The 19,424-nt window shown below is 62.3% G+C and carries 32 protein-coding genes; 29 read left to right on the forward strand and 3 right to left on the reverse strand.

From position 1 onward, the window contains the following. The first annotated feature begins 8 nt into the window (after positions 1-8). From E1N52_RS33460 to E1N52_RS33585, 27 genes are all read left to right on the forward strand, one after another. On the forward strand, positions 9-491 hold the full coding sequence (locus E1N52_RS33460; protein WP_133187947.1) for a head completion/stabilization protein: 483 nt from the start codon (positions 9-11) through the stop codon (positions 489-491). After that, positions 491-697 (forward strand): tail protein X, encoded by a 207-nt coding sequence (locus E1N52_RS33465; RefSeq protein WP_165979497.1) that lies wholly within the window; start codon positions 491-493, stop codon positions 695-697. Before E1N52_RS33460 ends, E1N52_RS33465 begins: the two co-directional genes overlap by 1 nt. 16 nt (positions 698-713) lie before the next feature. After that, complete coding sequence (locus E1N52_RS33470; RefSeq protein WP_124261699.1) at positions 714-1,061, forward strand: putative holin; 348 nt, start codon at positions 714-716, stop codon at positions 1,059-1,061. Position 1,062: 1 nt separating this feature from the next. Then, a complete protein-coding gene (locus E1N52_RS33475) occupies positions 1,063-1,335 on the forward strand; it encodes a phage holin family protein (protein WP_133187949.1) in 273 nt (90 codons plus the stop codon). Then, positions 1,332-2,138: an N-acetylmuramidase domain-containing protein gene (locus tag E1N52_RS33480; protein ID WP_133187951.1), complete on the forward strand. Its 807-nt coding sequence runs from the start codon at positions 1,332-1,334 to the stop codon at positions 2,136-2,138. Before E1N52_RS33475 ends, E1N52_RS33480 begins: the two co-directional genes overlap by 4 nt. Further along, on the forward strand, positions 2,135-2,569 hold the full coding sequence (locus E1N52_RS44990) for a protein lysB (RefSeq protein ID WP_165979498.1): 435 nt from the start codon (positions 2,135-2,137) through the stop codon (positions 2,567-2,569). The genes E1N52_RS33480 and E1N52_RS44990 overlap by 4 nt, the downstream gene beginning before the upstream one ends. Beyond that, a complete protein-coding gene (gene lysC, locus E1N52_RS44725; protein ID WP_246089321.1) occupies positions 2,457-2,717 on the forward strand; it encodes an Rz1-like lysis system protein LysC in 261 nt (86 codons plus the stop codon). Before E1N52_RS44990 ends, lysC begins: the two co-directional genes overlap by 113 nt. Next, positions 2,710-3,207 carry a phage tail protein gene (locus E1N52_RS33490; RefSeq protein WP_133187955.1) on the forward strand — a complete coding sequence of 166 codons (498 nt, stop codon included), beginning with the start codon at positions 2,710-2,712 and terminating at the stop codon, positions 3,205-3,207. Before lysC ends, E1N52_RS33490 begins: the two co-directional genes overlap by 8 nt. Then, the gene (locus E1N52_RS33495) at positions 3,204-3,680 is read left to right on the forward strand and encodes a phage virion morphogenesis protein (protein ID WP_133187957.1); all 477 of its coding nucleotides are present in this window, start codon (positions 3,204-3,206) and stop codon (positions 3,678-3,680) included. Before E1N52_RS33490 ends, E1N52_RS33495 begins: the two co-directional genes overlap by 4 nt. A 334-nt stretch (positions 3,681-4,014) precedes the next feature. Continuing rightward, positions 4,015-4,305: a hypothetical protein gene (locus tag E1N52_RS33500; RefSeq protein WP_133187959.1), complete on the forward strand. Its 291-nt coding sequence runs from the start codon at positions 4,015-4,017 to the stop codon at positions 4,303-4,305. A 68-nt stretch (positions 4,306-4,373) separates the two neighbouring features. Next, positions 4,374-4,613 (forward strand): hypothetical protein, encoded by a 240-nt coding sequence (locus tag E1N52_RS33505; protein WP_133187961.1) that lies wholly within the window; start codon positions 4,374-4,376, stop codon positions 4,611-4,613. 64 nt (positions 4,614-4,677) lie between these two features. Next, positions 4,678-4,893: a hypothetical protein gene (locus tag E1N52_RS33510; RefSeq protein ID WP_133187963.1), complete on the forward strand. Its 216-nt coding sequence runs from the start codon at positions 4,678-4,680 to the stop codon at positions 4,891-4,893. 120 nt (positions 4,894-5,013) lie between these two features. Further along, positions 5,014-5,535, forward strand: a complete 522-nt coding sequence (locus E1N52_RS33515) for a hypothetical protein (protein ID WP_133187965.1) — start codon at positions 5,014-5,016, stop codon at positions 5,533-5,535. Between the two features lie 196 nt (positions 5,536-5,731). Beyond that, complete coding sequence (locus tag E1N52_RS33520) at positions 5,732-6,427, forward strand: phage baseplate assembly protein V (RefSeq protein ID WP_133187967.1); 696 nt, start codon at positions 5,732-5,734, stop codon at positions 6,425-6,427. Beyond that, positions 6,424-6,789 carry a GPW/gp25 family protein gene (locus tag E1N52_RS33525; protein WP_133187969.1) on the forward strand — a complete coding sequence of 122 codons (366 nt, stop codon included), beginning with the start codon at positions 6,424-6,426 and terminating at the stop codon, positions 6,787-6,789. The genes E1N52_RS33520 and E1N52_RS33525 overlap by 4 nt, the downstream gene beginning before the upstream one ends. Continuing rightward, the gene (locus E1N52_RS33530; protein ID WP_133187971.1) at positions 6,786-7,697 is read left to right on the forward strand and encodes a baseplate J/gp47 family protein; all 912 of its coding nucleotides are present in this window, start codon (positions 6,786-6,788) and stop codon (positions 7,695-7,697) included. The genes E1N52_RS33525 and E1N52_RS33530 overlap by 4 nt, the downstream gene beginning before the upstream one ends. Further along, on the forward strand, positions 7,690-8,259 hold the full coding sequence (locus E1N52_RS33535; protein WP_124261685.1) for a phage tail protein I: 570 nt from the start codon (positions 7,690-7,692) through the stop codon (positions 8,257-8,259). The genes E1N52_RS33530 and E1N52_RS33535 overlap by 8 nt, the downstream gene beginning before the upstream one ends. Then, positions 8,256-9,833 carry a gp53-like domain-containing protein gene (locus E1N52_RS33540; RefSeq protein ID WP_133187973.1) on the forward strand — a complete coding sequence of 526 codons (1,578 nt, stop codon included), beginning with the start codon at positions 8,256-8,258 and terminating at the stop codon, positions 9,831-9,833. Before E1N52_RS33535 ends, E1N52_RS33540 begins: the two co-directional genes overlap by 4 nt. A gap of 6 nt (positions 9,834-9,839) precedes the next feature. Continuing rightward, a complete protein-coding gene (locus E1N52_RS44625) occupies positions 9,840-10,352 on the forward strand; it encodes a gp53-like domain-containing protein (protein WP_205965705.1) in 513 nt (170 codons plus the stop codon). A gap of 2 nt (positions 10,353-10,354) precedes the next feature. After that, complete coding sequence (locus E1N52_RS33550) at positions 10,355-10,795, forward strand: tail fiber assembly protein (protein ID WP_133187975.1); 441 nt, start codon at positions 10,355-10,357, stop codon at positions 10,793-10,795. Between the two features lie 39 nt (positions 10,796-10,834). Beyond that, entirely contained in the window at positions 10,835-12,007 is a 1,173-nt protein-coding gene (locus E1N52_RS33555; protein WP_124261681.1) for a phage tail sheath protein, read from the forward strand. Positions 12,008-12,034: 27 nt separating this feature from the next. Further along, a complete protein-coding gene (locus E1N52_RS33560; RefSeq protein WP_165979499.1) occupies positions 12,035-12,544 on the forward strand; it encodes a phage major tail tube protein in 510 nt (169 codons plus the stop codon). A 63-nt stretch (positions 12,545-12,607) separates the two neighbouring features. Next, on the forward strand, positions 12,608-12,988 hold the full coding sequence (locus E1N52_RS33565; protein WP_133187977.1) for a phage tail assembly protein: 381 nt from the start codon (positions 12,608-12,610) through the stop codon (positions 12,986-12,988). A gap of 8 nt (positions 12,989-12,996) precedes the next feature. Then, positions 12,997-13,122 (forward strand): GpE family phage tail protein, encoded by a 126-nt coding sequence (locus E1N52_RS33570; protein WP_133187979.1) that lies wholly within the window; start codon positions 12,997-12,999, stop codon positions 13,120-13,122. Beyond that, a complete protein-coding gene (locus E1N52_RS33575; protein ID WP_133187981.1) occupies positions 13,115-15,814 on the forward strand; it encodes a phage tail tape measure protein in 2,700 nt (899 codons plus the stop codon). Before E1N52_RS33570 ends, E1N52_RS33575 begins: the two co-directional genes overlap by 8 nt. A 14-nt stretch (positions 15,815-15,828) precedes the next feature. Then, positions 15,829-16,245 carry a phage tail protein gene (locus E1N52_RS33580; protein WP_133187983.1) on the forward strand — a complete coding sequence of 139 codons (417 nt, stop codon included), beginning with the start codon at positions 15,829-15,831 and terminating at the stop codon, positions 16,243-16,245. Then, positions 16,245-17,333: a phage late control D family protein gene (locus E1N52_RS33585; RefSeq protein WP_133187985.1), complete on the forward strand. Its 1,089-nt coding sequence runs from the start codon at positions 16,245-16,247 to the stop codon at positions 17,331-17,333. The genes E1N52_RS33580 and E1N52_RS33585 overlap by 1 nt, the downstream gene beginning before the upstream one ends. Before the next feature lie 29 nt (positions 17,334-17,362). Here E1N52_RS33585 and E1N52_RS33590 read toward each other — a convergent pair whose 3' ends face one another. Further along, positions 17,363-17,629 carry a hypothetical protein gene (locus tag E1N52_RS33590; RefSeq protein ID WP_133187987.1) on the reverse strand — a complete coding sequence of 89 codons (267 nt, stop codon included), beginning with the start codon at positions 17,627-17,629 and terminating at the stop codon, positions 17,363-17,365. Then, positions 17,626-17,979 carry an NUDIX domain-containing protein gene (locus E1N52_RS33595; protein ID WP_246089319.1) on the reverse strand — a complete coding sequence of 118 codons (354 nt, stop codon included), beginning with the start codon at positions 17,977-17,979 and terminating at the stop codon, positions 17,626-17,628. Before E1N52_RS33595 ends, E1N52_RS33590 begins: the two co-directional genes overlap by 4 nt. Before the next feature lie 214 nt (positions 17,980-18,193). Between E1N52_RS33595 and E1N52_RS33600 the strand changes: the two genes are divergently transcribed. Further along, positions 18,194-18,493, forward strand: coding sequence for a hypothetical protein (locus E1N52_RS33600; RefSeq protein ID WP_133187989.1), 300 nt, complete (start codon positions 18,194-18,196; stop codon positions 18,491-18,493). Here E1N52_RS33600 and E1N52_RS33605 read toward each other — a convergent pair whose 3' ends face one another. Beyond that, entirely contained in the window at positions 18,494-19,006 is a 513-nt protein-coding gene (locus E1N52_RS33605; protein WP_133187991.1) for an IS21 family transposase, read from the reverse strand. A gap of 246 nt (positions 19,007-19,252) precedes the next feature. Here E1N52_RS33605 and E1N52_RS33610 point away from each other — a divergent pair. Next, on the forward strand, positions 19,253-19,424 hold a 172-nt coding region (locus E1N52_RS33610), incomplete at its 3' end, for a helix-turn-helix domain-containing protein (protein ID WP_133186848.1).

Consider the following 19,424-nt stretch of genomic DNA (forward strand, 5'->3'; position numbering starts at 1 on the left):
GCCCTGACATGAGCAGCTTTCTCGCTACCGCAGACACCGGCACCGCGGCGACCGCGCCCGCCGCCGACACGCTGAAAAACGACGGCTGGTTTCCCGACGTCGAGCTCGGCGCGCTGCGCGAGCAGATGAAGATCGACGGAAACGTGACGGATGCGCGCCTGCGCCCGGCCGCGCTCGACGCGATGGCGAGCTGCAACGCGGAATTGCGCTCGTGGCAGGTGAAACAGCTCGCGGCCGGATACGCAGAGCTCGCGGCCGTTCCCGCGCCGCAGCTCGGCGGCGAGAGCACGCACGTTATCCGCTACCGCCGCGCCGTGTTCAACCTCGTGCGCGCCGATCTGACCGAGCAGTATCGCGGCCTCGATACGACGAAATCGGGCGGCCAGAAGGCCGAAGAACTCGAAGCCACGATCGGCGAAGCGCGCCGCAATGTGCGCATCGCGCTCGCCGACATTCGCGGCATCCGCCGCACCACGGTCGAGCTGATCTGATGAAGATCGTCGCGCGCCAGGGCGATACCGTCGATGCGATCTGCTGGCGTTACTACGGCCGCACGGATGGCACCGTTGAAACGGTGCTTGAAGCGAATGAAGGCCTCGCCGACCTCGGCGCCGTGCTGCCTTCCGGCACCGTCGTCGAGTTGCCTGATTTCGACAAGGTGCAAAGCAGCTCGACGCTACTGCAACTGTTTGACTGATACCGGAGCCGCACGCATGGCAGAACCGAACACCACCGCCGCCGCCGCAATCGCAGCGATCGGCGTCGCCGGGCTCGCGCCCGGCATCGACGGCAACGCCCTGATTGGCGCGTTCACGGGCGCCGCGCTCGTCGTCGTCACGTCCAAAGACCTCGGGATTTTCCGGCGGCTCGCGTACCTGCTGATTTCGCTCGTGATGGGCTATATCGCCGCGCCGGAAATCGTCAACGCGACGCCGGTGCATTCCACGGGCGTGGCGGCGTTCTTCGCGGCCGCGCTCGTCATCACCGTCACGCTGCAACTGATCGAGCGCGTGAAAACCGTCGATCTGCTCGCGTTCCTCAATCGGGGCAAGGGGGACTGACATGCACATTACGTTCGCGCTGATCGCGCTCGCGGCGCAGCTCGCGGCCGTCGCGTGCCTGCTGCTCTATCGCCGCAACGGCGCGCGCCACCGGCACCACGTTTCGTGGCTCGCGTGGCTGCTTGTCGTCGTGCTCGGCGGCTCGTCGATCGAGCTCGCATTGCACGCGAAGCACGTCGGCCTGTTCGACGCGGGCAAGTCGATGCTGCTCGCCCTGTTTGTGTTCACGTCGCGCGGCAACGTGGCGCGACTGCTGCGGAGTGAATCCCGATGAAAACCCATGTGCTCGGCGACCACGGCGCCGATGTTGGCCTGCTGCAATCGCGCCTGATCCGCGCGGGCTATGCGCTCGGCGTGTCGCACGTCTACGACGCCGCCACCGAAGCGGCCGTGACGGCCTTGCAGAAGAAAACGGGCCTCGTCGTGGACGGCATCGCAGGCCCGAAAACCTATGCCGCACTGGCGACCGGCCAGCGCGACCCGAAGCACCTTGCCGACGCCGACCTCGTGCGGGCTGCCGACACGCTCAGCGTGCCGCTCGCGTGCGTGCGCGCCGTGAACGAAGTCGAAACGACCGGCTCGGGCTACCTCGTCGACGGCCGCCCGAAAATCCTTTTCGAGCGCCACGTTTTCTGGCGACGGCTCAAGGCGCGCGGCATCGACCCGGCGCCGATCGCGGCCAAATACCCGACCATCGTTTCGCAGACGCCCGGCGGCTATCAGGGCGGCCAGGCGGAATATACGCGCCTCGCGTCGGCCGAGCTGATCGACCCGGCGGCCGCCTATGAGTCGGCGAGCTGGGGCGCGTTTCAGGTGATGGGCGAAAACTGGCAGCAGCTGGGCTATGCGAGCATCGACGAGTTCGTGAGCCGCATGGAGAACAGCGAAGCCGACCAGCTCGACGCGTTCGTGCGCTTCGTGGCGGCCGACAGTGGGCTCGTCGCGGCGCTCAAGGGGCGGAAGTGGGCGGCGTTCGCGAAGGGCTACAACGGGCCGGATTTCGCACGCAACCTGTACGACGTGAAGCTCTCCCGCGCGTATGACAAATACACCGCCACCGAACAGGCGGCCGCATGAATGCGCTCGTGGCGAAACTGATCGCGTGCGCCATCGCGGGCGCGATGCTCGTCGGCGGCGTGCTCTACGTGCGTGCGCTGCGCGCCGAGCTGGCCGACACCAATCACCAGCTCGACGACGCTCGCCAGCAGATTGCGGGCCGCGACAAAACGATCAAGGATTTGCGCGACGACTCGAAAGAGAAAGGCGCGCAACAGCAGCAGCTCGACAATTCAACCGGCCGCGTAGGCACGAAGCTCGCCAAGGCGCGTCAGGATATCCGCAAGGTGATTAATGAAAATCCGATTGTCCGCTCGTGGGCTGATACCCCTTTGCCTGCTGACGCTATCCGCGTGTCAGGTAGCGCCGCCGCCACCGGCGCCGACGCTTTCAGTGCAGGAATGCCAGCGTCTGAGCCGCTGCACGCTTCCGGCGACGGCCCCGACGACTAACGGCGAGCTCGCGCACGCGCTGCTGACCGTCAAGGGCGCCTGGGCGCTGTGCGCCGCCAAGGTGGACATGATCGTTGACTGTCAGGCGAAAGCGCAGGCGAAGATCGACGCGGAGACGGGGCAGGCGGAGAAGGGCGGCCATGATTAAGCCCGCGAGCCTGCGCGCGGCGATCACGGCCGCGATTCCCGACGTGGCGACGAACCCGGAAAAGCTCACCGTATTCATCGACTCGGGACTGCTCGCCGCGACGGCCGGCCGCTCGCTGTCGTTCGAATACCGCTACACGCTCAATGTGCTGCTGCTCGAATTCGCGGGCGACTCCGATCTGCTTTTCGTCGCGATCCTCGAATGGGTGCGCGAGCATCAAAACGACCTAGTGACGAACCCCGACGAGCGCGAACGCGGCATCACCTACGAAATCGACATACTCGACAACCAGACGGCCGACGTGTCACTCAAGCTGATGCTGACCGAGAGCGTAGTCGTGAAAACCGCCGACGACGGCACGCGCACGATTACGCACGTTGATGACTCGAAGAAACCCGGCCTCGACGCGTGGCAATGGCATGCCGATGCTATCCCGACAACGCCGCAGACGGCGAACAGTGGAAGCAACAGCGCGGAGCCCGAAGCGTGAGCGATGATCTGCAAGCGCTGGAACAGTGGGCGAGTGCTCTGCTTTCGCGGCTCGCGGCGCCCGAGCGGCGCAAGATCATGCTCGACGTGGCGCGCGATCTGCGCCGCAGCCAGCAGGCGCGCATCAGTGCGCAGCAGAACCCGGACGGCTCGAAGTACACAGCGCGCAAGACGCGCAAAGGCAAGAACCTGCGCGGCAAGGCGGGCCGTGTGAAACGCGCGGCCATGTTCGCGAAGCTGCGCACCGCGCGATACATGACGGTCGAAGCCACGGCCGATTGCCTCGCGCTCGGGTTCGCTGGCCGCGTCGCGCGCATCGCCCGCGTTCACCAGCTCGGCGAGCTCGCGCCCGTGGCGCCCGGCGGCCCGAATGCGCAATATCCTGCGCGCCGACTGCTCGGATTCACTGATGCTGATCGCGAGCTGATACGCGATCGACTGTTACACCACCTCAGGAACGGCGCTGAGAAATAGGGGGCAGGGCGAAGCAGCATCCCGACATTGCTTAAACCTAGATTCGAACGCAGTGCGGGCGCGGTGTCCCATAGTCAGCGTCGGTGATTATCGAGCGCGGAGCGTGGAAAGATTTGAAAACTTTATCTGTACAAATCTCGGAATACGCGTAGGATGAAGTCGTTGATTGCCCCGCGCGCCTTTCCTGGCATTTCCAGCCATCCTTCCCATCGGAATCGCGCCGCTCACTCTCATCAAAGGCCGAACACCGCGGCCGATTGTGCGGGAACTCAAACGAGTCGCTTGCACCTTTTCCTGCCATGCCGCGTGGTGATGCGGTCTCAAAGGTTTCCCCATGACAACCGGTTTTCGCCTCTATCGTGGACTTGAGGTCTACCCTCTGGTCTTTCCGCATCGCGCCACCGCGCCCGGTGTAACGCATAACTACGACGAAGGCTTTGATGCCGCTGTGCGTATCCACAAACCTGAAAGTTTGGGAGGCACACAGGGTAGCCGAGTGTTCAGGCTCGTTGTTAACAGGCCGTTCGAGAACGCTGGCGACGCGCGACGTGCCTCGGCCGCATATGCCGAGCGATTGATCGATTCATGCCCCGCGAACACCGACATCTTCGATCTCAAGTTGTGAGAGCACCGTTTTTCTCGCAACAATTGCAACGCACCTGGAGTAAGGACGCTGGCAACTAGGAGAGGAAAATGGACAGGACGGAGTTATTGGAGCAGATCCGACGCAACGCGCCCAGCATTGTTGCTGGGTTTCTTCCACTGGGCGCGCAGACTGAGTTGGATCGGGTCATTCGCGACGGCCGCCACGAAGTTGACACGAATGCCTATCTGATGTTCGTGTCGCTGCGTGCAATGCTACGCAAGGCTGGAATGCCGAGTTTCGACTCAGACAGTGAAGCGGCCCAGATCATGGCTCTTTTGAAAACCTGAATTCTTCATCCACCAAGCCGCCGGTTGCGGTCGAAGTAGGGCAGCACCTGAGCAAGGGAAGTATATGTATTTCAATTCCACTCGATTCCTTATCGACCCGACGCCGAGAAAAGCCGACGGCGAGTTCATCGCCCATGCGCGCATCAGCACGAGCCGTGCAGACGGAAGCGAGGACGACATTCATCTGAGTGGCGATCTCGCTGGGTTTGACTTGCGCGAGGACGCCATTGCATTCGCGAAGACGTGGGCTCAGGAATGGCTCGGCTCGCGCTTCGGCTAAATCTCTGGGCCAATGCAGCGACGGCTGCCCGCGCTGCGAGGTGACGTCAGCATCATGAGCGGCAAGCGTATTTCAACTTCGTGAAATTGCGCGTCTTTAAATCGCCGTTGCGGAGGTGTCATGAAGGCGAGTCGTGAAAATCTGATCGATCTTCTTCGAGCTACACGTTTCGCAGGGCAGCTTCCCGTGAGGCTGCTAAGAAGATTTTCTGCGCGCCAGACAAATCCGGACGTTCAGTCAGAGCCGGTCGAAGCATTTCTATCGACGGCGTTGGTGCACCAATCTCTGCTATCTCAGTGTCTATTGCGAATAGACGGCACCACTGAACCTCGTCGATTGAGCGAGGATGAAAATCCAGAGGAAGATAATCGTGAGGATCTCACCGGACTTCATGTCAGTGGCGAATTGATACATCTTCGCTCTAGCGTACTGCAGCAAATTGAGCTTCTCTCTTCCGTGATCGACGCAGCTGAGTCCACTGGTTTTTTCGAGACAAAGTTGGTGTGCGAGGGAATTCTGACCGAGAAGGCATCGCTTGCCAGCAAGCTGGCTGCGATGATTTCTGTTGAAGACGCGTTGTCGCCCGCCCCATGCACCCCGCGCAGCGACCGTCTCTCATCTTCCGAAGGCGAAAAGCAGTAATCAACGCGCTTCGCCGCCCGCAAAATTTATCGCTGAATCGATATGACAGCGGCTGCTGATCGTCGAAGAGCTTGTGGACCAGCTCGGAAAGTTAGCTTCCCGTTGCCCGTAGTCATTACCCACCTGTTTTTGTACCCAGCCAGCTCACATTGACCGCCGCTCGCCTCGCGCGAGCGCTATCGGCAACATGAGCGGTATGGACGCCAACGAATTCCGCCGCCTCATCGTCAACCTGATCCGCAAAGGATCGGTGTTCGACGTTGACCTCACCAGCACGCCGCCGACGTGCCGCGTTTCTGTTGGCGACCCCGACGATACTGAAAGTCCCGGCCTTCAAACCAACTGGATTCCCTTCATCACGCTGCGCGCGGGCAACACCCGCGAATGGAACCCGCTGACGAAGGGCGAACAGGTCATTCTCTTTTGCCCGATGGGCGACCCCGCGCAGGGCGTCGCGCTCGCGGGCCTCAACTCCGAAACGTTCCCGGCACCGAGCAACAGCGCGGACAAGCACATGCGCGTCTATCCAGACGGCGCAACGCTCGAATACGACCACGCCGCGCATACGCTCACCGCAACCCTGCCCGAAGCCGCCACGGTCCTGATCGTGGCTCCGGGCGCCGTGAATGTGCAGACGAAGACCGCGAGGGTGCAGGCCGACGACATCACGCTCGACGCGAAAAACACCACCGTTACGGGCGCGATGCTCGTCAAGGGCGCCTTTGAATTTCAGTCGGGAATGACGGGTTCGGCGGGCGAGGGTGGCGGCTCCGTCATGAAGATCAAGGGCGATGCGGATTTCGACGGCGAAGTGAAATCGAAGGGCATCAGCCTGCCGTACCACACGCACCGCGAGCAGGGCGACGGCGAACTCGTGAGCGAACCGCAATGAAAGGCATGAACGCATCGACGGGCCGCTCGATTGTCGACCTCGACCACCTCTATCAATCCGTCGCGAAGATTCTGACGACGCCGCTCGCGTCGTGCGTCAAGCGCCGCACGTTCGGCTCTGAAATCCCTGACCTCGTCGACGCGCCGTTCAATGGCGCGACGCGCACGCGCCTCTATGCGGCCGTCGCCACCGCGATCATGAAATGGGAGCCACGCATTGTGCTCACGCGCGTGCAGCTCAACACCAACGACACGACCGACGACGACGACGGCGCGCAGGTGATCGACCTCGAAGGCTATACGACCGAATCGGGCGACGCGGTGCGCACCAGCGTGAACCTCAATCAGACGAGCGCCGCATGACGACTGCCTCTCTCATCGACCTGTCGAGTCTGCCCGTTCCTGACGCACTCGAAGTGCTCGACTTCGAAACCATCTACGCCGAGCGAAAGGCCGCACTGATCGCGCTTTGGCCCGCCGACGAGCAGGCCGAAATCGCCGCGACCGTCGAGCTCGAATCCGAACCGCTCGCGCGTCTGTTGCAGGAAAACTGCTATCGCGAGCTCGTGTGGCGCCAGCGCGTAAACGACGCCGTGCGCGCGGTGATGCTCGCCTTCGCGAACGGAAACGACCTCGACCAGCGCGCCGCGCTCTTTGGCCTCGCGCGCCTGCTCGTCACGCCCGCCGACACCGTGAACAACATCGCGGCCGTCTACGAGAGCAACGACGATCTGCGCCTGCGCGTGCAGCTCGCGCCGCAGGGTTTCAGCGTGGCGGGACCGGCGGCCGCGTATGAGTCGAAAGCGCTGGCCGTCGATGGCCGGCTGCTCGACGCCACCGCGACGCGTCCGCGTCCGGGCGACATACTCGTGACGCTGCTCTCGCGCGAAGGTGACGGAACCGTTGACGACGATCTGTGCGCCGCCGTGCGCGACGCGCTGAGCGCCGAAGATCAACGGCCGATGAACGACACCGTAGACGTGCGCTCGGCCGAAATCGTTCGCTATCGCATTCACGCGAAGGGCTACACGCGCTCGGCCGTGGGCGCCGACGTGCTGATCGCACAGGCGCAGCTCAACGCACATGCCTACGCCGACAAGGTGCGCCGCCTCGGCGTGGGCGTCGCCGAATCCGGCATCAAGGGCGTATGCCAGGCCGCAGGCCTGACGAAAACCGAGCTGATCGAGCCCGCTGGCGATATCGCGATCGACGCGACGCAGGCCTCGTATTGCTACGAAATCGTCATCGAATACGGCGGGATCTATGCCTGATCTTTTGCCACCGAACGCGACGCCGCTCGAAAAGCGCACCGCGACCGCGCTCGCGGTCGTGGATTCGATTCCGACGATGACGCGCGAATACTGGAACCCCGACGACTGCCCGGCCGAACTGCTGCCGTATCTGGCCGCCGAAGTGTCGGTCGATGGCTGGGAGCTCGCCGAGTCCGACGAAGCCCGCCGCGCGCTCATCAAGGGCGCCATCCAGCTCCACCAGAAACGCGGTACGCCGTGGGCGGTGCGCGAAGTGATTCGCCGCCTCGGGTTCGGTGAAATCGACCTCGTAGAAGGCCGCAATGTGCGCCGCCGTGATGGCACCGCGCGCTATTCCGGCGAGTGGGTTCACGGCAACGAAAACGGCGAGTGGGCGCAATACATCGTCCGTCTGCATCAGGCGATCACGCTCGATCAGGCCGACAACCTTCGCGCGGTGCTGGAGCGCTATGCGCCCAAGCGCTCGGAGCTCTACCGCCTCGACTACAGCCAGGCACCGCTACGCCGCAACCGTCAGGGCCGCTATGACGGCCAGTACACCAGAGGGAGCATTAACGTATGACGACCAACCTGACCGAAACCGCCCAATGGGAGGACGGCATTCGCCAGTTCGAAACGTCCGATCCGGTCGAAGGCGGCCCGGATGGCGTCGACAACATCCCGACGCGCCAACTTGCGAACCGCACGAGCTGGCTGCGCCGTGTGTTGCAGTTCGGCCGCACGACGTGGATCGCGGACACCGGCACGAAAAACAACATCGTTGCGAACCTCGTGCCAGCCGTGACTGAATTGCTTGATGGCATGGAAGCGTGTTTCCGCGTCGCGTTCACGAACGACAACGTATGCACGTTCACACCGAACAGCGCGGCAGGCAGCACGATTCCCAAGCTGCCGCTCTATGGCGCCGACCATGCCGAGCTCGGCAAAGGTGATCTGCCCGGCGGTGCGAACGTGCGCGCCCGGCTCGACACGACGCTGAACAAGGCGGGCGGCGGGGCGTGGGTGATCCAGTCGATTTCCGGCGGCATGGCGCGCCTTGTCACGCCGCCCGTTGGCGACGCCTCGACGCGCGCCGCGAACATGGCGGCCGTGTTCGCGGCGACGGACGGACGGCAGGAGATCGACATGAGCGGCGACGCAACGACGATCACGCTCACCGGCCCGCAGTACGGCGTCGCCATGCTCACGCTGACTGGCGAGCTCAAGGCCTCGAAAGACCTCATTTTCCCGGCGCAATCGGGCCAGTGGATTATCGAGAACCTGACGACCGGCAATTACAACGTCACCGCGAAGGTGAACGGCGGCTCGGGCGTCGTCATTGCCGCAGGCGCACCCGTGATCGTCTGTAGCGACGCGGCCGCGATGAAGCTCGCGAGCGCGGGCGGGCAGGCGGGCTTTCGTGCCGTACCGCTCACGGGCATCGTCGGCGACACGATCAATATTGTGGGCGGCTATACGCCGGGAGCCGTGCTGCTCGAACGCAACGGCGCACTCCAGCAGCCAGGCACCGCGGCGTCGCCTGATTTCATCGCAACGGACGGCCTGACGATCAAGCTGACGACGGCCGCCACCGCCGACGAGCAGTTCACCGCCTACGTGTTCGCCACTTTCAGCGTCGCTGACGCCGTGAGGAAGTCGGGCGATGCAATGGGCGGCCCGCTCGCGCTCTACGCGGGTTCCACCGTATCGAACCCGGCCGCAGGCGACAACAGCCAGAACGTGATCAATTCGGCATGGTTCAAGAGCGAAGCGGCCGCCGAGACGAACGCCGGGACGGCCAAGGTTGCCACGCTGGCGCAGACCACCGCAGGCACCGACGACGCGACGATCGTGACGCCGAAGAAGTTGCGCGCGGGGTTTTCGGCACTGTTGAGCGGCCCCGGCTACATCGCGTTCCCGTCGTGGCTCGGCGGCCTGATTATCCAGTGGGGCGCCATCGCAGTGCCGAACGCAAACACGGCCGTGACGGTCACGCTCCCTCTCGCCTTTCCGACCAATATGTTTATCAACCCGTGGACAACGGGGTCGTCTGCAGCGGGATTCACCTACGGCAACAACACCGGTACGCAATCCACGATCTATGTCTACTCGACCGTGGCAAACAACACGGTTTCATGGCTCGCTTTCGGACGGTAAAACATCATGTCTTTCGCTTCCAATCTCGCCGCGCTTGGGCGACTTCTCACCGCCGCCGCAACCGGCATCGTGAACGGCAAAGCCCCCGCCGCTGGGGACAACAGCACAGCGCTGATTAATTCGACATGGTTCAAGAGCGAAGCGGCCGCCGAGACAAACGTCGGGACGGCAAAGGTCGCCACACAGGCGCAGACCGTCGCAGGCACCGACGACGCGACGATCGTGACGCCGAAGAAGCTGCGCGCGGGGTTCTCTGTGCTGCTCGGCACGAACGGCTATATCGCGCTGCCAACGTGGCTCGGCGGCGTCATTCTCCAGTGGGGTACGGGTGCGACCACGACCGGCTTCGGAACGCTCTTTTTCCCGCTGGCTTTCCCGAGTGGCTGCAAATCCGCAGTCGCTAACAACTGGGGCGGTGGGACGCAGTACATCGGGATTCAATCGTTCACAGCCACGTCGCTAGTCGTGAACTCCGGTTCGGTTTCTCAAAATTTCACCTGGTTCGCCATAGGGTTTTAATCATGGGTCAAAAATTCGCAAGCTACGACGCCACCGGCGCCATCACCGGCTATTACGACGACGCAATCAGCGCGCCGCCCGCCGGTTTGCAATTCGTGAAGCTCACGGCCGACCAGTATCGCGCGATGCTCGACGGCCAGTCTGACGGCAAACGCCCGAGCATCGACGCGAGCGGCAATCCCGTGCTGCTCGATCCGCCTGCGCCCACGGGCGATGCGCTCGCCGAGCTCCAGCGTGCCGCACGAAATGCCGCGATCACAGCGACCGACTGGATCGTTGCCCGCCATCAGGACGAGCTCGCGCTTGGCGGCGCGACCACGCTCACGGCCGAGCAGTACGCGACGCTGCTCGCGTATCGCAAGACGCTGCGCGATCTGCCCGACGCGTCGAGCTGGCCCGACGTCGAGCTGCCGGCCGTTCCCGACTTCGTCACGGCCATGTAACGGCCACGCCTTTTTCAATATCAACAGGAGAAACCGAACATGGCGCAGGACTATCACCACGGCGTGCGCGTGCTGGAAATCAACGACGGCACGCGACCGATTCGTACCGTATCGACGGCCGTGCTCGGCCTCGTCGCAACGGCCGAAGATGCGGACGCGGCAACGTTCCCGCTCAATACGCCCGTGCTTATCACGAACGTGAATTCGGCACTCGGCAAGGCTGGCACGAAAGGCACGCTCTACAAGGCACTGAAAGCCATCAGCCTGCAAACGAAGCCCGTGACCGTCGTCGTGCGCGTGGCGGAAGGTGCGGACGATGCAGAAACCACGTCGAATGTGATCGGCACGGTGACGGCCGAAGGCAAATACACGGGCGCAATGGCGCTCATGACTGCGCAAACCAAGTTCGGCGTGAAGCCGCGCATTCTCGGCGCGCCGTTCCTCGACACGCAGGCCGTGACGAACCAGCTCGCCACGATCGCGCAATCGGTGCGCGGTTTCGTCTATGCCTTCGCGAACGGCTGCAAGACCAAGGAAGAAGCCACCACCTACCGCAAGCAGTTCGGCCAGCGTGAAGTGATGGTGATCTGGCCGAATTTCACGGCATGGGATGACACGGCCAACGCCGACGTCGAATATCCGGCCGTGGCGTTCGCGATGGGCCTGCGCGCGAAGATCGACAACGACACGGGCTGGCACAAAACGCTGTCCAACGTCGTGGTGAATGGCGCGACCGGTATCACCGCGGATGTTTCGTGGGATCTGCAAGACCCGGCAACGGATGCGGGCTACCTCAACGAACAGGACGTGACGACGCTCGTGAATCGCGACGGCTACCGTTTCTGGGGCTCGCGCACCTGCACCGACGACACGAATTTCGCATTCGAGAACTACACGCGCACGGCGCAGGTGATCGCGGATTCGATCGCAGAAGCGCAGGCGCCAATCGTCGACGGCCCGCTCAATCCGTCGCTGCCGCGCGACATTATCGAGAGCATCAACGCGAAGTTCCGTAGCTGGACCTCGCTCGGCTATCTGATCGGCGGTTCGTCGTGGTGGGATGCCGAGCCGAACACCACCGACGAATTGAAGTCGGGCGGCGCGTACATCGACTACGACTACACGCCCGTGCCGCCGCTCGAAAATCTCAAGCTGCGCCAGCGCATCACCGACCGCTATCTCGCTGACTTCGCGTCGCGCGTAACGGCTTAATTACGGCTCGACAAAGGAGAAATAGCGATGGCAATGCCGAGCAAACTGAAAGGGTTCAACCTCTTTCACAACGGCGAAAACTTCGTCGGCAAGATTCCCGAAGTGCAGCTTCCGAAGCTGACGCGCAAGACCGAAGACTATCAGGGCGGCGGCATGGGCGGCCCGATCAAGATCGACTTTGGTCAGGAAGCGATCCAGATGGAATGGACCGCAGGTGGCCTCATGAAATCGGTGTTGCAGCAGTACGGCACTCTCAAGCATGACGGCGTGCTGCTGCGTTTCGCGGGCGGCTATCAGGCCGAAGATTCCGACACGTTCGACGCACTCGAAATCGTCGTGCGCGGTCGCCACACCGAAATCGACCTCGGCACCGCGAAGCCGAAAGACGACACCGCGTTCAAGGTCACGACGGCGGCCAGCTACTACAAGCTGTCGATCAACGGCGAGGACATTATCGAAATCGACTTCGTGAACATGATCGAAAAGATCAACGGCACCGATCTGTTGCAGGCGCTTCGCACCGCGATCGGCCTGTAATGCAGCGCGCGCGGCCGGTATGCGGCCGCCGCGCCTCTCAAACCTATCTCTCTATCACACACCATGAAAACGAACACCCAAGCCAGCAGCGCCCCGGAAAACGCCTCGCAGAACGATCAAGCAGAGAAGGGGGGCGCGACGCCCGAGAAAGACCCGAACACGGTCGTGCTCGACACGCCGATCGTGCGCGGCAAGCAGACCATCAGCGAAATCACGCTGCGCAAACCGCGCTCGGGCGAGCTGCGCGGCGTGTCGCTGCAAGACCTCGTGAATCTCGACGTGATCGCACTTTCGAAGGTGCTCCCGCGCATCAGCGCGCCGACACTGACCGAGCACGACGTCGCGCAGCTCGACCCCGCCGACCTCGTGCAATTGGGAGGTGTGTTCGCCGGTTTTTTGTGGCCGAAGGCAGTGAAAGCGAGCATGGAATCCCTGAACGGGTAGAAGATGCGATGGCCGATATCGCGACCGTGTTCGGCGGCTGGACGCCCGCCATGATGGACGAGTTCGGCCTTGCGGAATTGATGGACTGGCGCGAGCGAGCGCGCGTGAGAAGCGGAAACGGAAACGATGGATAACGCCCTGAAACTTCGCGTCGTCTTTGACATGGTCGACAAGGTGACGAAGCCCCTTAAGACCATGCTCGCCGGTAACAAGGGGCTCGCCGGTTCGCTCAAGGAAACGCGCGACGAGCTCGCCAAGCTCGACAAGCAGCAGAAGAACATCAACGGCTACAAGATCGTGCGCGGTCAACTGTCGGGCACCGTGCGCGATCTGAAAGAAGCTCGCGAGAAAATGCGCGGGCTCCAGTTGCAGATTCAGCAAAGCGACGCACCGAGCGCGAAAATGCGCAACGCCCTGAATGCCGCATCGCGCGCTGTCGTAAAACTCAGCGAACGGGAAAAGGAGCATTCCAGCAGGCTCGCGGAGCTCAGAAACCGGATGCAGGACGCGGGGCGCGGCACGCAGACGCTCGCCGCGCACGAAACTGACGTTCGCGCGAAATTCGAGAAAACGACCGAAGCTATCAAGCGTCAGGAAGAGCAACTTCGTGCGATTGGCAATCGCGAAAAGCGCATCGGCGACGCGCGCAAGAGCATGCAGAAAATGCAGGGCGTGGCGGGCGGCATGGCCGTGGGCGGCTACGCTGCGAAATCGACCGGCGCGCACATTTTCGGCGACCTGCACGAATCGCTAGATCAGGCCAAGGAATACCAGCGCGAAGCGATGCGAATCAAGGCGCTCGGCCTCGGCGATCACGCGTCGGCGAATGCCGTCAAATACGCGAGCTCGTTGAACACCTACGGCGTATCCACCAACGACAACATGGTGATGATGCGCGACGCCCTGAGCATTTTCGCCGACGAGCATCACGCGCAGATGGTGATGCCAACGCTCGCGAAAATGAAGTTCGCCAACGATTCGATGTTCGGTGCAGAGGACGCGCACGCGAACGAAGAAAAATTCATGAACATGCTCAAGGTGATCGAGCTGCGCGGCGGCACGAAGAACGAAGGCACGTTCAAGGATGAAGCGAACATGGTGCAGAAGGTCATCACGGCGACGGGCGGTCGCGTCGGCGGTGACGAGTGGCGCAACTTCATCCAGACGGGCGGCGTCGCGGCGAAGCAATTGCGCAAGGATGCGTTCTACTACCAGATGGAGCCGCTGATTCAGGAAATGGGCGGCCATGCTGTCGGTACGGGCCTGATGTCCGCATACAGCAATGTCTACCAGGGCAAAACGACCGTGCGCGCGGCCAAGCAGATGATGTCACTCGGGCTGCTCGATCCGAAGATGGTCGAATACACCAAAATCGGCACCATCAAGCAGGTGAAGCCGGGCGCGCTCGCGGGCGGCGACCAGCTCAAGGCCTCGCCGCTCGAATGGCTCGAAAAGGTGCTGCTTCCGAAGCTCGCGGCGAAAGGGATCACTGACCCGGACAAGGTCAAAGACATGATCTCGACGATTTTCACGAATCGCACGGCCGCGAATCTCTTTACCACGATGTATATGCAGCGCGACCAGATTCACAAGTCGGAACGCCTCAACACCGGCGCCGATGGAATCGACGAAGGCGCGGCAAAGGGGCGGCAACTCGCGCAGGGCGGCGAGCTCGAAACGCTGCGCCAGCTCAAGAATTTGCAAGGCGAAATCGGCGACAAGATTCTGCCCGCCTATAACGCGGCGCTCGGTGTCACGGCCAGCGCGACGGCGAAGGTAGTCGGGTTCATGAAAGAGCACGGCACGGCCGCCCGCGTGATCCTGATCGCACTCGCCGCGCTCGCCGCAATTCTCGTCGTCTGCGGCACGCTGACGATTGCGCTCGCGGGCGTGCTCGGGCCGATGGCCGTCGTGAAATTCAGCATGCAAACGCTCGGCATGCAGGGCGGCTTGCTCGCGCGTTCGCTCGGGCTCGCCGGTTCGGCTTTCCGTATGTTCGGCATGGGCGCAATGTGGGCCGGGCGCGCCATGCTCATGAACCCGATCGGGCTGGCGATTACGGCGGCCGTGGCCTTGATCGCAGGTGCTGCGTATCTCATTTACCGATACTGGGAGCCCATTACGGCTTTCTTCGGCCGCGTGTGGAGTACGGTTAGCGCAGCATTCGCAGGTGCTATCGGCTCCGTGTCCGCCTTGCTCGTGAACTGGAGCCTCCTGGGCCTGCTGTATCAGGCGTTCTCGGGCGTTATGTCGTTGCTCGGCATCGAATTACCGGGCAAGTTCACCGAGTTCGGCGGCTACATCATTATGGGCCTTGTGAACGGCATCAGCAGCCGCCTTGGGGCCGTCAAGGATGCCATCGTGAACGTCGCGAGCTCCACGATCGGATGGTTCAAGGAAAAGCTCGGCATTCACAGCCCGAGCCGCGTATTCGGCGAGCTCGGCGGATTCATCAGCCAAGGCGCTGCAATCGGCATGGAAGGCGAGCAGGGGCGTATCGCGAAAGCGGCCGTGGGCCTCGCGACCGTCGCCACAACCGCATTCGGCGCGCCCGCGTTCGCGAACGGCGTCGGCATGGCCAACACTGTCGGCGTGCCGCTCGTGCGTCCGACCACGCCGATTGATCGACGCGCGCCGATCACGGCCGCAAGCGGCGGCGCGGGCGCGACCGTGGCGGCCGCCGCCGGTCCTTCGCCGATTGTCATCAACATCTATCCGCAGGCCGGAGACGATCCGCAGTCGATCGCGCGCGCCGTCTCGGCCGAGCTCGACCGGCGCGAACGCATGAAGCGCTCGCGCGCCACGTCGAGCCTGTCTGACCACTAACCGGAGCCGAACCCATGCAGATGGCGCTCGACCAATTCGTTTTCAGCCTCACGACCGTGCCTTATCAGGAGCTCCAGCGTCAACGCAACTGGAAGCACCGCACGAGCTCGCGCGTCGGCACGCGCGACGCGAGCCAGTTCACCGGCGCGGGTGAAGACACGTTCACCCTGAATGGCGTCGTGGCGCAGGACAACGGCATTGGCACGGCCGCATCGCTCAAGCAGCTCGCCGACATGGGCGACGCAGGCGACGCGTATGTGCTCGTCGATGGTACGGGCGTGGTGTACGGCGCCTATATCATTGAAAGCCTCAACGAAACCGGCCACTATCACACCAAGGAAGGTATCGCGCGAAAGATTGAATTCAACCTCTCGTTGAAACGCGTCGATGACGATATGGCGCTTGCCGTGAACGAACGGAAGGTGCAGTGATGGCGGATTCAAATAATAATCGGAATACTAACGATTCCGTAAAGCGAGCCGGGCGCGTGCAACCGCAGGCGGATTACCGCGTGACGCTCGACGGCCGCGACCTTTCACGCCTGATCGCGCCCGACCTCATCAGCCTGTCGCTCTCGGAGTCGCGCAGCGATGAAGCCGACACGCTCGATATCGTGATCGACGATTCGAAAAACAAATTCGCGATACCGAAGCGGGGCGCCGCGATCAAGCTCGCGCTCGGGTGGGTGGGTGAACCGCTCATCGACAAAGGCACGTTCACGGTGGACGAAGTTGAGCACAGCGGCGCGCCCGATATCATCACGATCCGGGCGCGCTCGGCGTCAATGACCGAAGCCATGCACGAGCGCCGCGAGCAGAGCTGGCACGCGCAGACGCTCGGCGCGATCGTGAAGGCAATCGCGGGACGGCACGAGCTCAAGCCCGCAATCGCGGCCGCGCTCGCGCAGATTGCAATCGCGCATATCGACCAGACGCACGAAAGCGATATGTCATTTCTGACGCGCCTCGCGAAGCGTTATGACGCGGTGATGAACGTCAAGGATCTGAACCTGCTTTTCATGCCGATCGGCACCGGCAAGACGGCGAGCGGGAAAGCACTGAGCGTGCTGGAGCTCACGCGCAAGAGCGGCGACCAGCATCGCTACCACGTTTCGCAGCGCGAGAGCTACGCGGCCGTGCGCGCGCACTACCATTCGAATGGCAAAAGCAAGCGCAAGTCCGTTATCGTGGGCGGCGAGAACAATCACAACGTCAAGGTGTTGCCCGAGGATTACCCGGACGAAGCGCAGGCGCGTGCTGCCGCACAGGCAGAATTCAACCGGACGCAGCGCAGCCAGGCGACTTTCGATTACACGCTCGCGCGCGGCCGTGCCGAAATCTTTCCCGAGCTGCCCGTGACGGTTTCAGGATTCAAGCCGGTTATCGACGAAACGCCGTGGCTCGTGAAAACGGTACGGCACGAGCTCGGCGAAGGCGGATTCACGACGACGCTCGCGCTCGAAGTGCGCGACGATCCAACGACCGACAAACACCGATCGCATTTCAGGCGTACGACTTGACTGGCGTGACATGACGCGATCGTCGGGTTTCATCGGGACGAAAACAGATCGTCGACAATCTTGCGACCGGCGCTAAATCCGCCCATGATCGCGTCCGCTTCATTCGCGAACGGTCGGCCGCCGGACTCGCCAAAACGAAGTGGCGAAATGAGCGCAATGCTCGTCCCAGACTTGAACACGCGCACCACCGCCACATAACCCGGCTCGCTGCAATTGCGCTTACCCTGAGCCATCAAGAAGTCAACCTCGACAGAAACCTCAAGCGTATAGCCGAGATATTCATAGCTTCGGCTCATAGACATGTCGCCTCCCAAGCTGCTTGAACCATGCCAGGGGTTTCGGAGCCAGCATTCGACGCCGGAAGTACGCGGGTTCGAAGAAGGGCAACGATTTCACGCGTCGGGACGCTTGTCAGGAGGCTTGAAACCTTGGTCTGGAGAAACCAGCGACAGCGGACGATCTCGCGGCTCGCAACCGGTTCAACTTCGTCATGCGTCTCGAATAGGAAAACGTGATGCCGCTTGTTGATGCCGCCAAACTCGAAGAGATAGAGCAGCGGACCGCCTGCCATTGCCGTTTCCTCTAACAACTCGCGCTCAGCAGCCTGAATGGGCGTTTCGCCGCGTTTGATGGTGCCGCCAGGCAATGCTCAGCGGCCTCGATCCCTCGCAACAAGCAGGATATGGCCACGCTTGCGGCAGACGATAGTTGCTCGATCTTTCATTCCGTGCAGGTTTGCGTTCGCACAAGGTCGCAGATTATCGCGCGACGGGCCGAGAGAAAATATTCACCGCATTTGTTTCTTTTATAATTTCTCTGCCGTCCCGATGCAACGCCCATCACGGTCTGAGGCACAACGCATGCCAACGTACGAATTCGAGCCTCTTGCTCTCAAGAGCGGTCCACCGCTGGTAGCTGATCGCTTTCTTATGACGTATCTGTGGGGCGCCAGTGAGTGCCTTTTACCGCCCGGTACGGTGATGCACTGGGCTGTTCTGCTGCACGAACGCGGCGAAGACTTCGCGTCGCACGCGGCAGCGTGCCATTACTGGCTGTATGAGCACTATCAGGGCTATGACCACAACGGTCCGTCAAAGCGGCGACTATCCCAGAAACCCGATGCAACCCAGGTACACGAAACCGACCGAAATTCAGGTTGATCACCGATGGTAGGCAGGCGGCCCGTTGTCCTTAAGTAGGCGTCCAGAGCGCCACGATTTCGGGATTTCGAGCGCGAGCACTCGCCAGCGCACCAGCACGTCGGCAAACGTACCTTCGCGTTTCGCACGGCGAATCTTGTCCACGACGTTCCAGCCTCGGACGTAAAGCGCGAAACTGCGTTGGCTTGATAGGAAATGTGGGGCGTGAACGCCGACCCATGCGAGCAGTTCGGCGGGCGGCACGTCGGGCGCGGCGGGGTCCGGCTCGATATTGGCCGTCAAACCAACATCAGAATCGTCGGGTCGGGTTTCGGCTGGGGCGGCGGCTGTTTCGCGTTTCAGAAGACGCAGGAGCTCGATGCGATGCCAAGGGATCGGCGAGCGGCCGGCCACGTAATTACGGATGGTTCGGGTGCAGCAGCGCAGCGCCTCGGCGACACGGGCGATTGACAGACCGTCTGTCAACGTCAGGAAGTCGGAAAGTTCGCCGTGTCTGGGCGCTGCGGAAATCATTGGAAGTGCGGCGAAGAAAACGTAAGCGATTGTAAGTATGTTTACAAATCGTTTCCTTCAACCTGACAGAATTGATAGGTTATCCATCTCCGTCAGTGCACTGTCTAGATTTTACATAACATAAATTATCGAACTTTTGATTTGTAGTGGCTAAGTAGAAATGTCCGCTTTTGGCCAAGTTCAAATGTCCGCTTTCGAGTTGCCCGTAGCCTGACCGGCCGCTGGAGGTCCAGCGCCGGAGCTGCGATGGCTGCAACAGAACGGATAACCATGACGATGTGCGAGCTGGACAGATTCAAGGTCATTGAGGACGTGGTGGACGGCAGGCTTACGCCAACGCGCGCCGCGGAACGTCTCGGGCTGACGACCCGGCAGATCCGGCGGCTGGTGGCGCGACTCCGCGAGCATGGGCCGCAAG

It is taken from the genome of Paraburkholderia guartelaensis (assembly GCF_004353905.1).
GTDB lineage: Bacteria > Pseudomonadota > Gammaproteobacteria > Burkholderiales > Burkholderiaceae > Paraburkholderia > Paraburkholderia guartelaensis.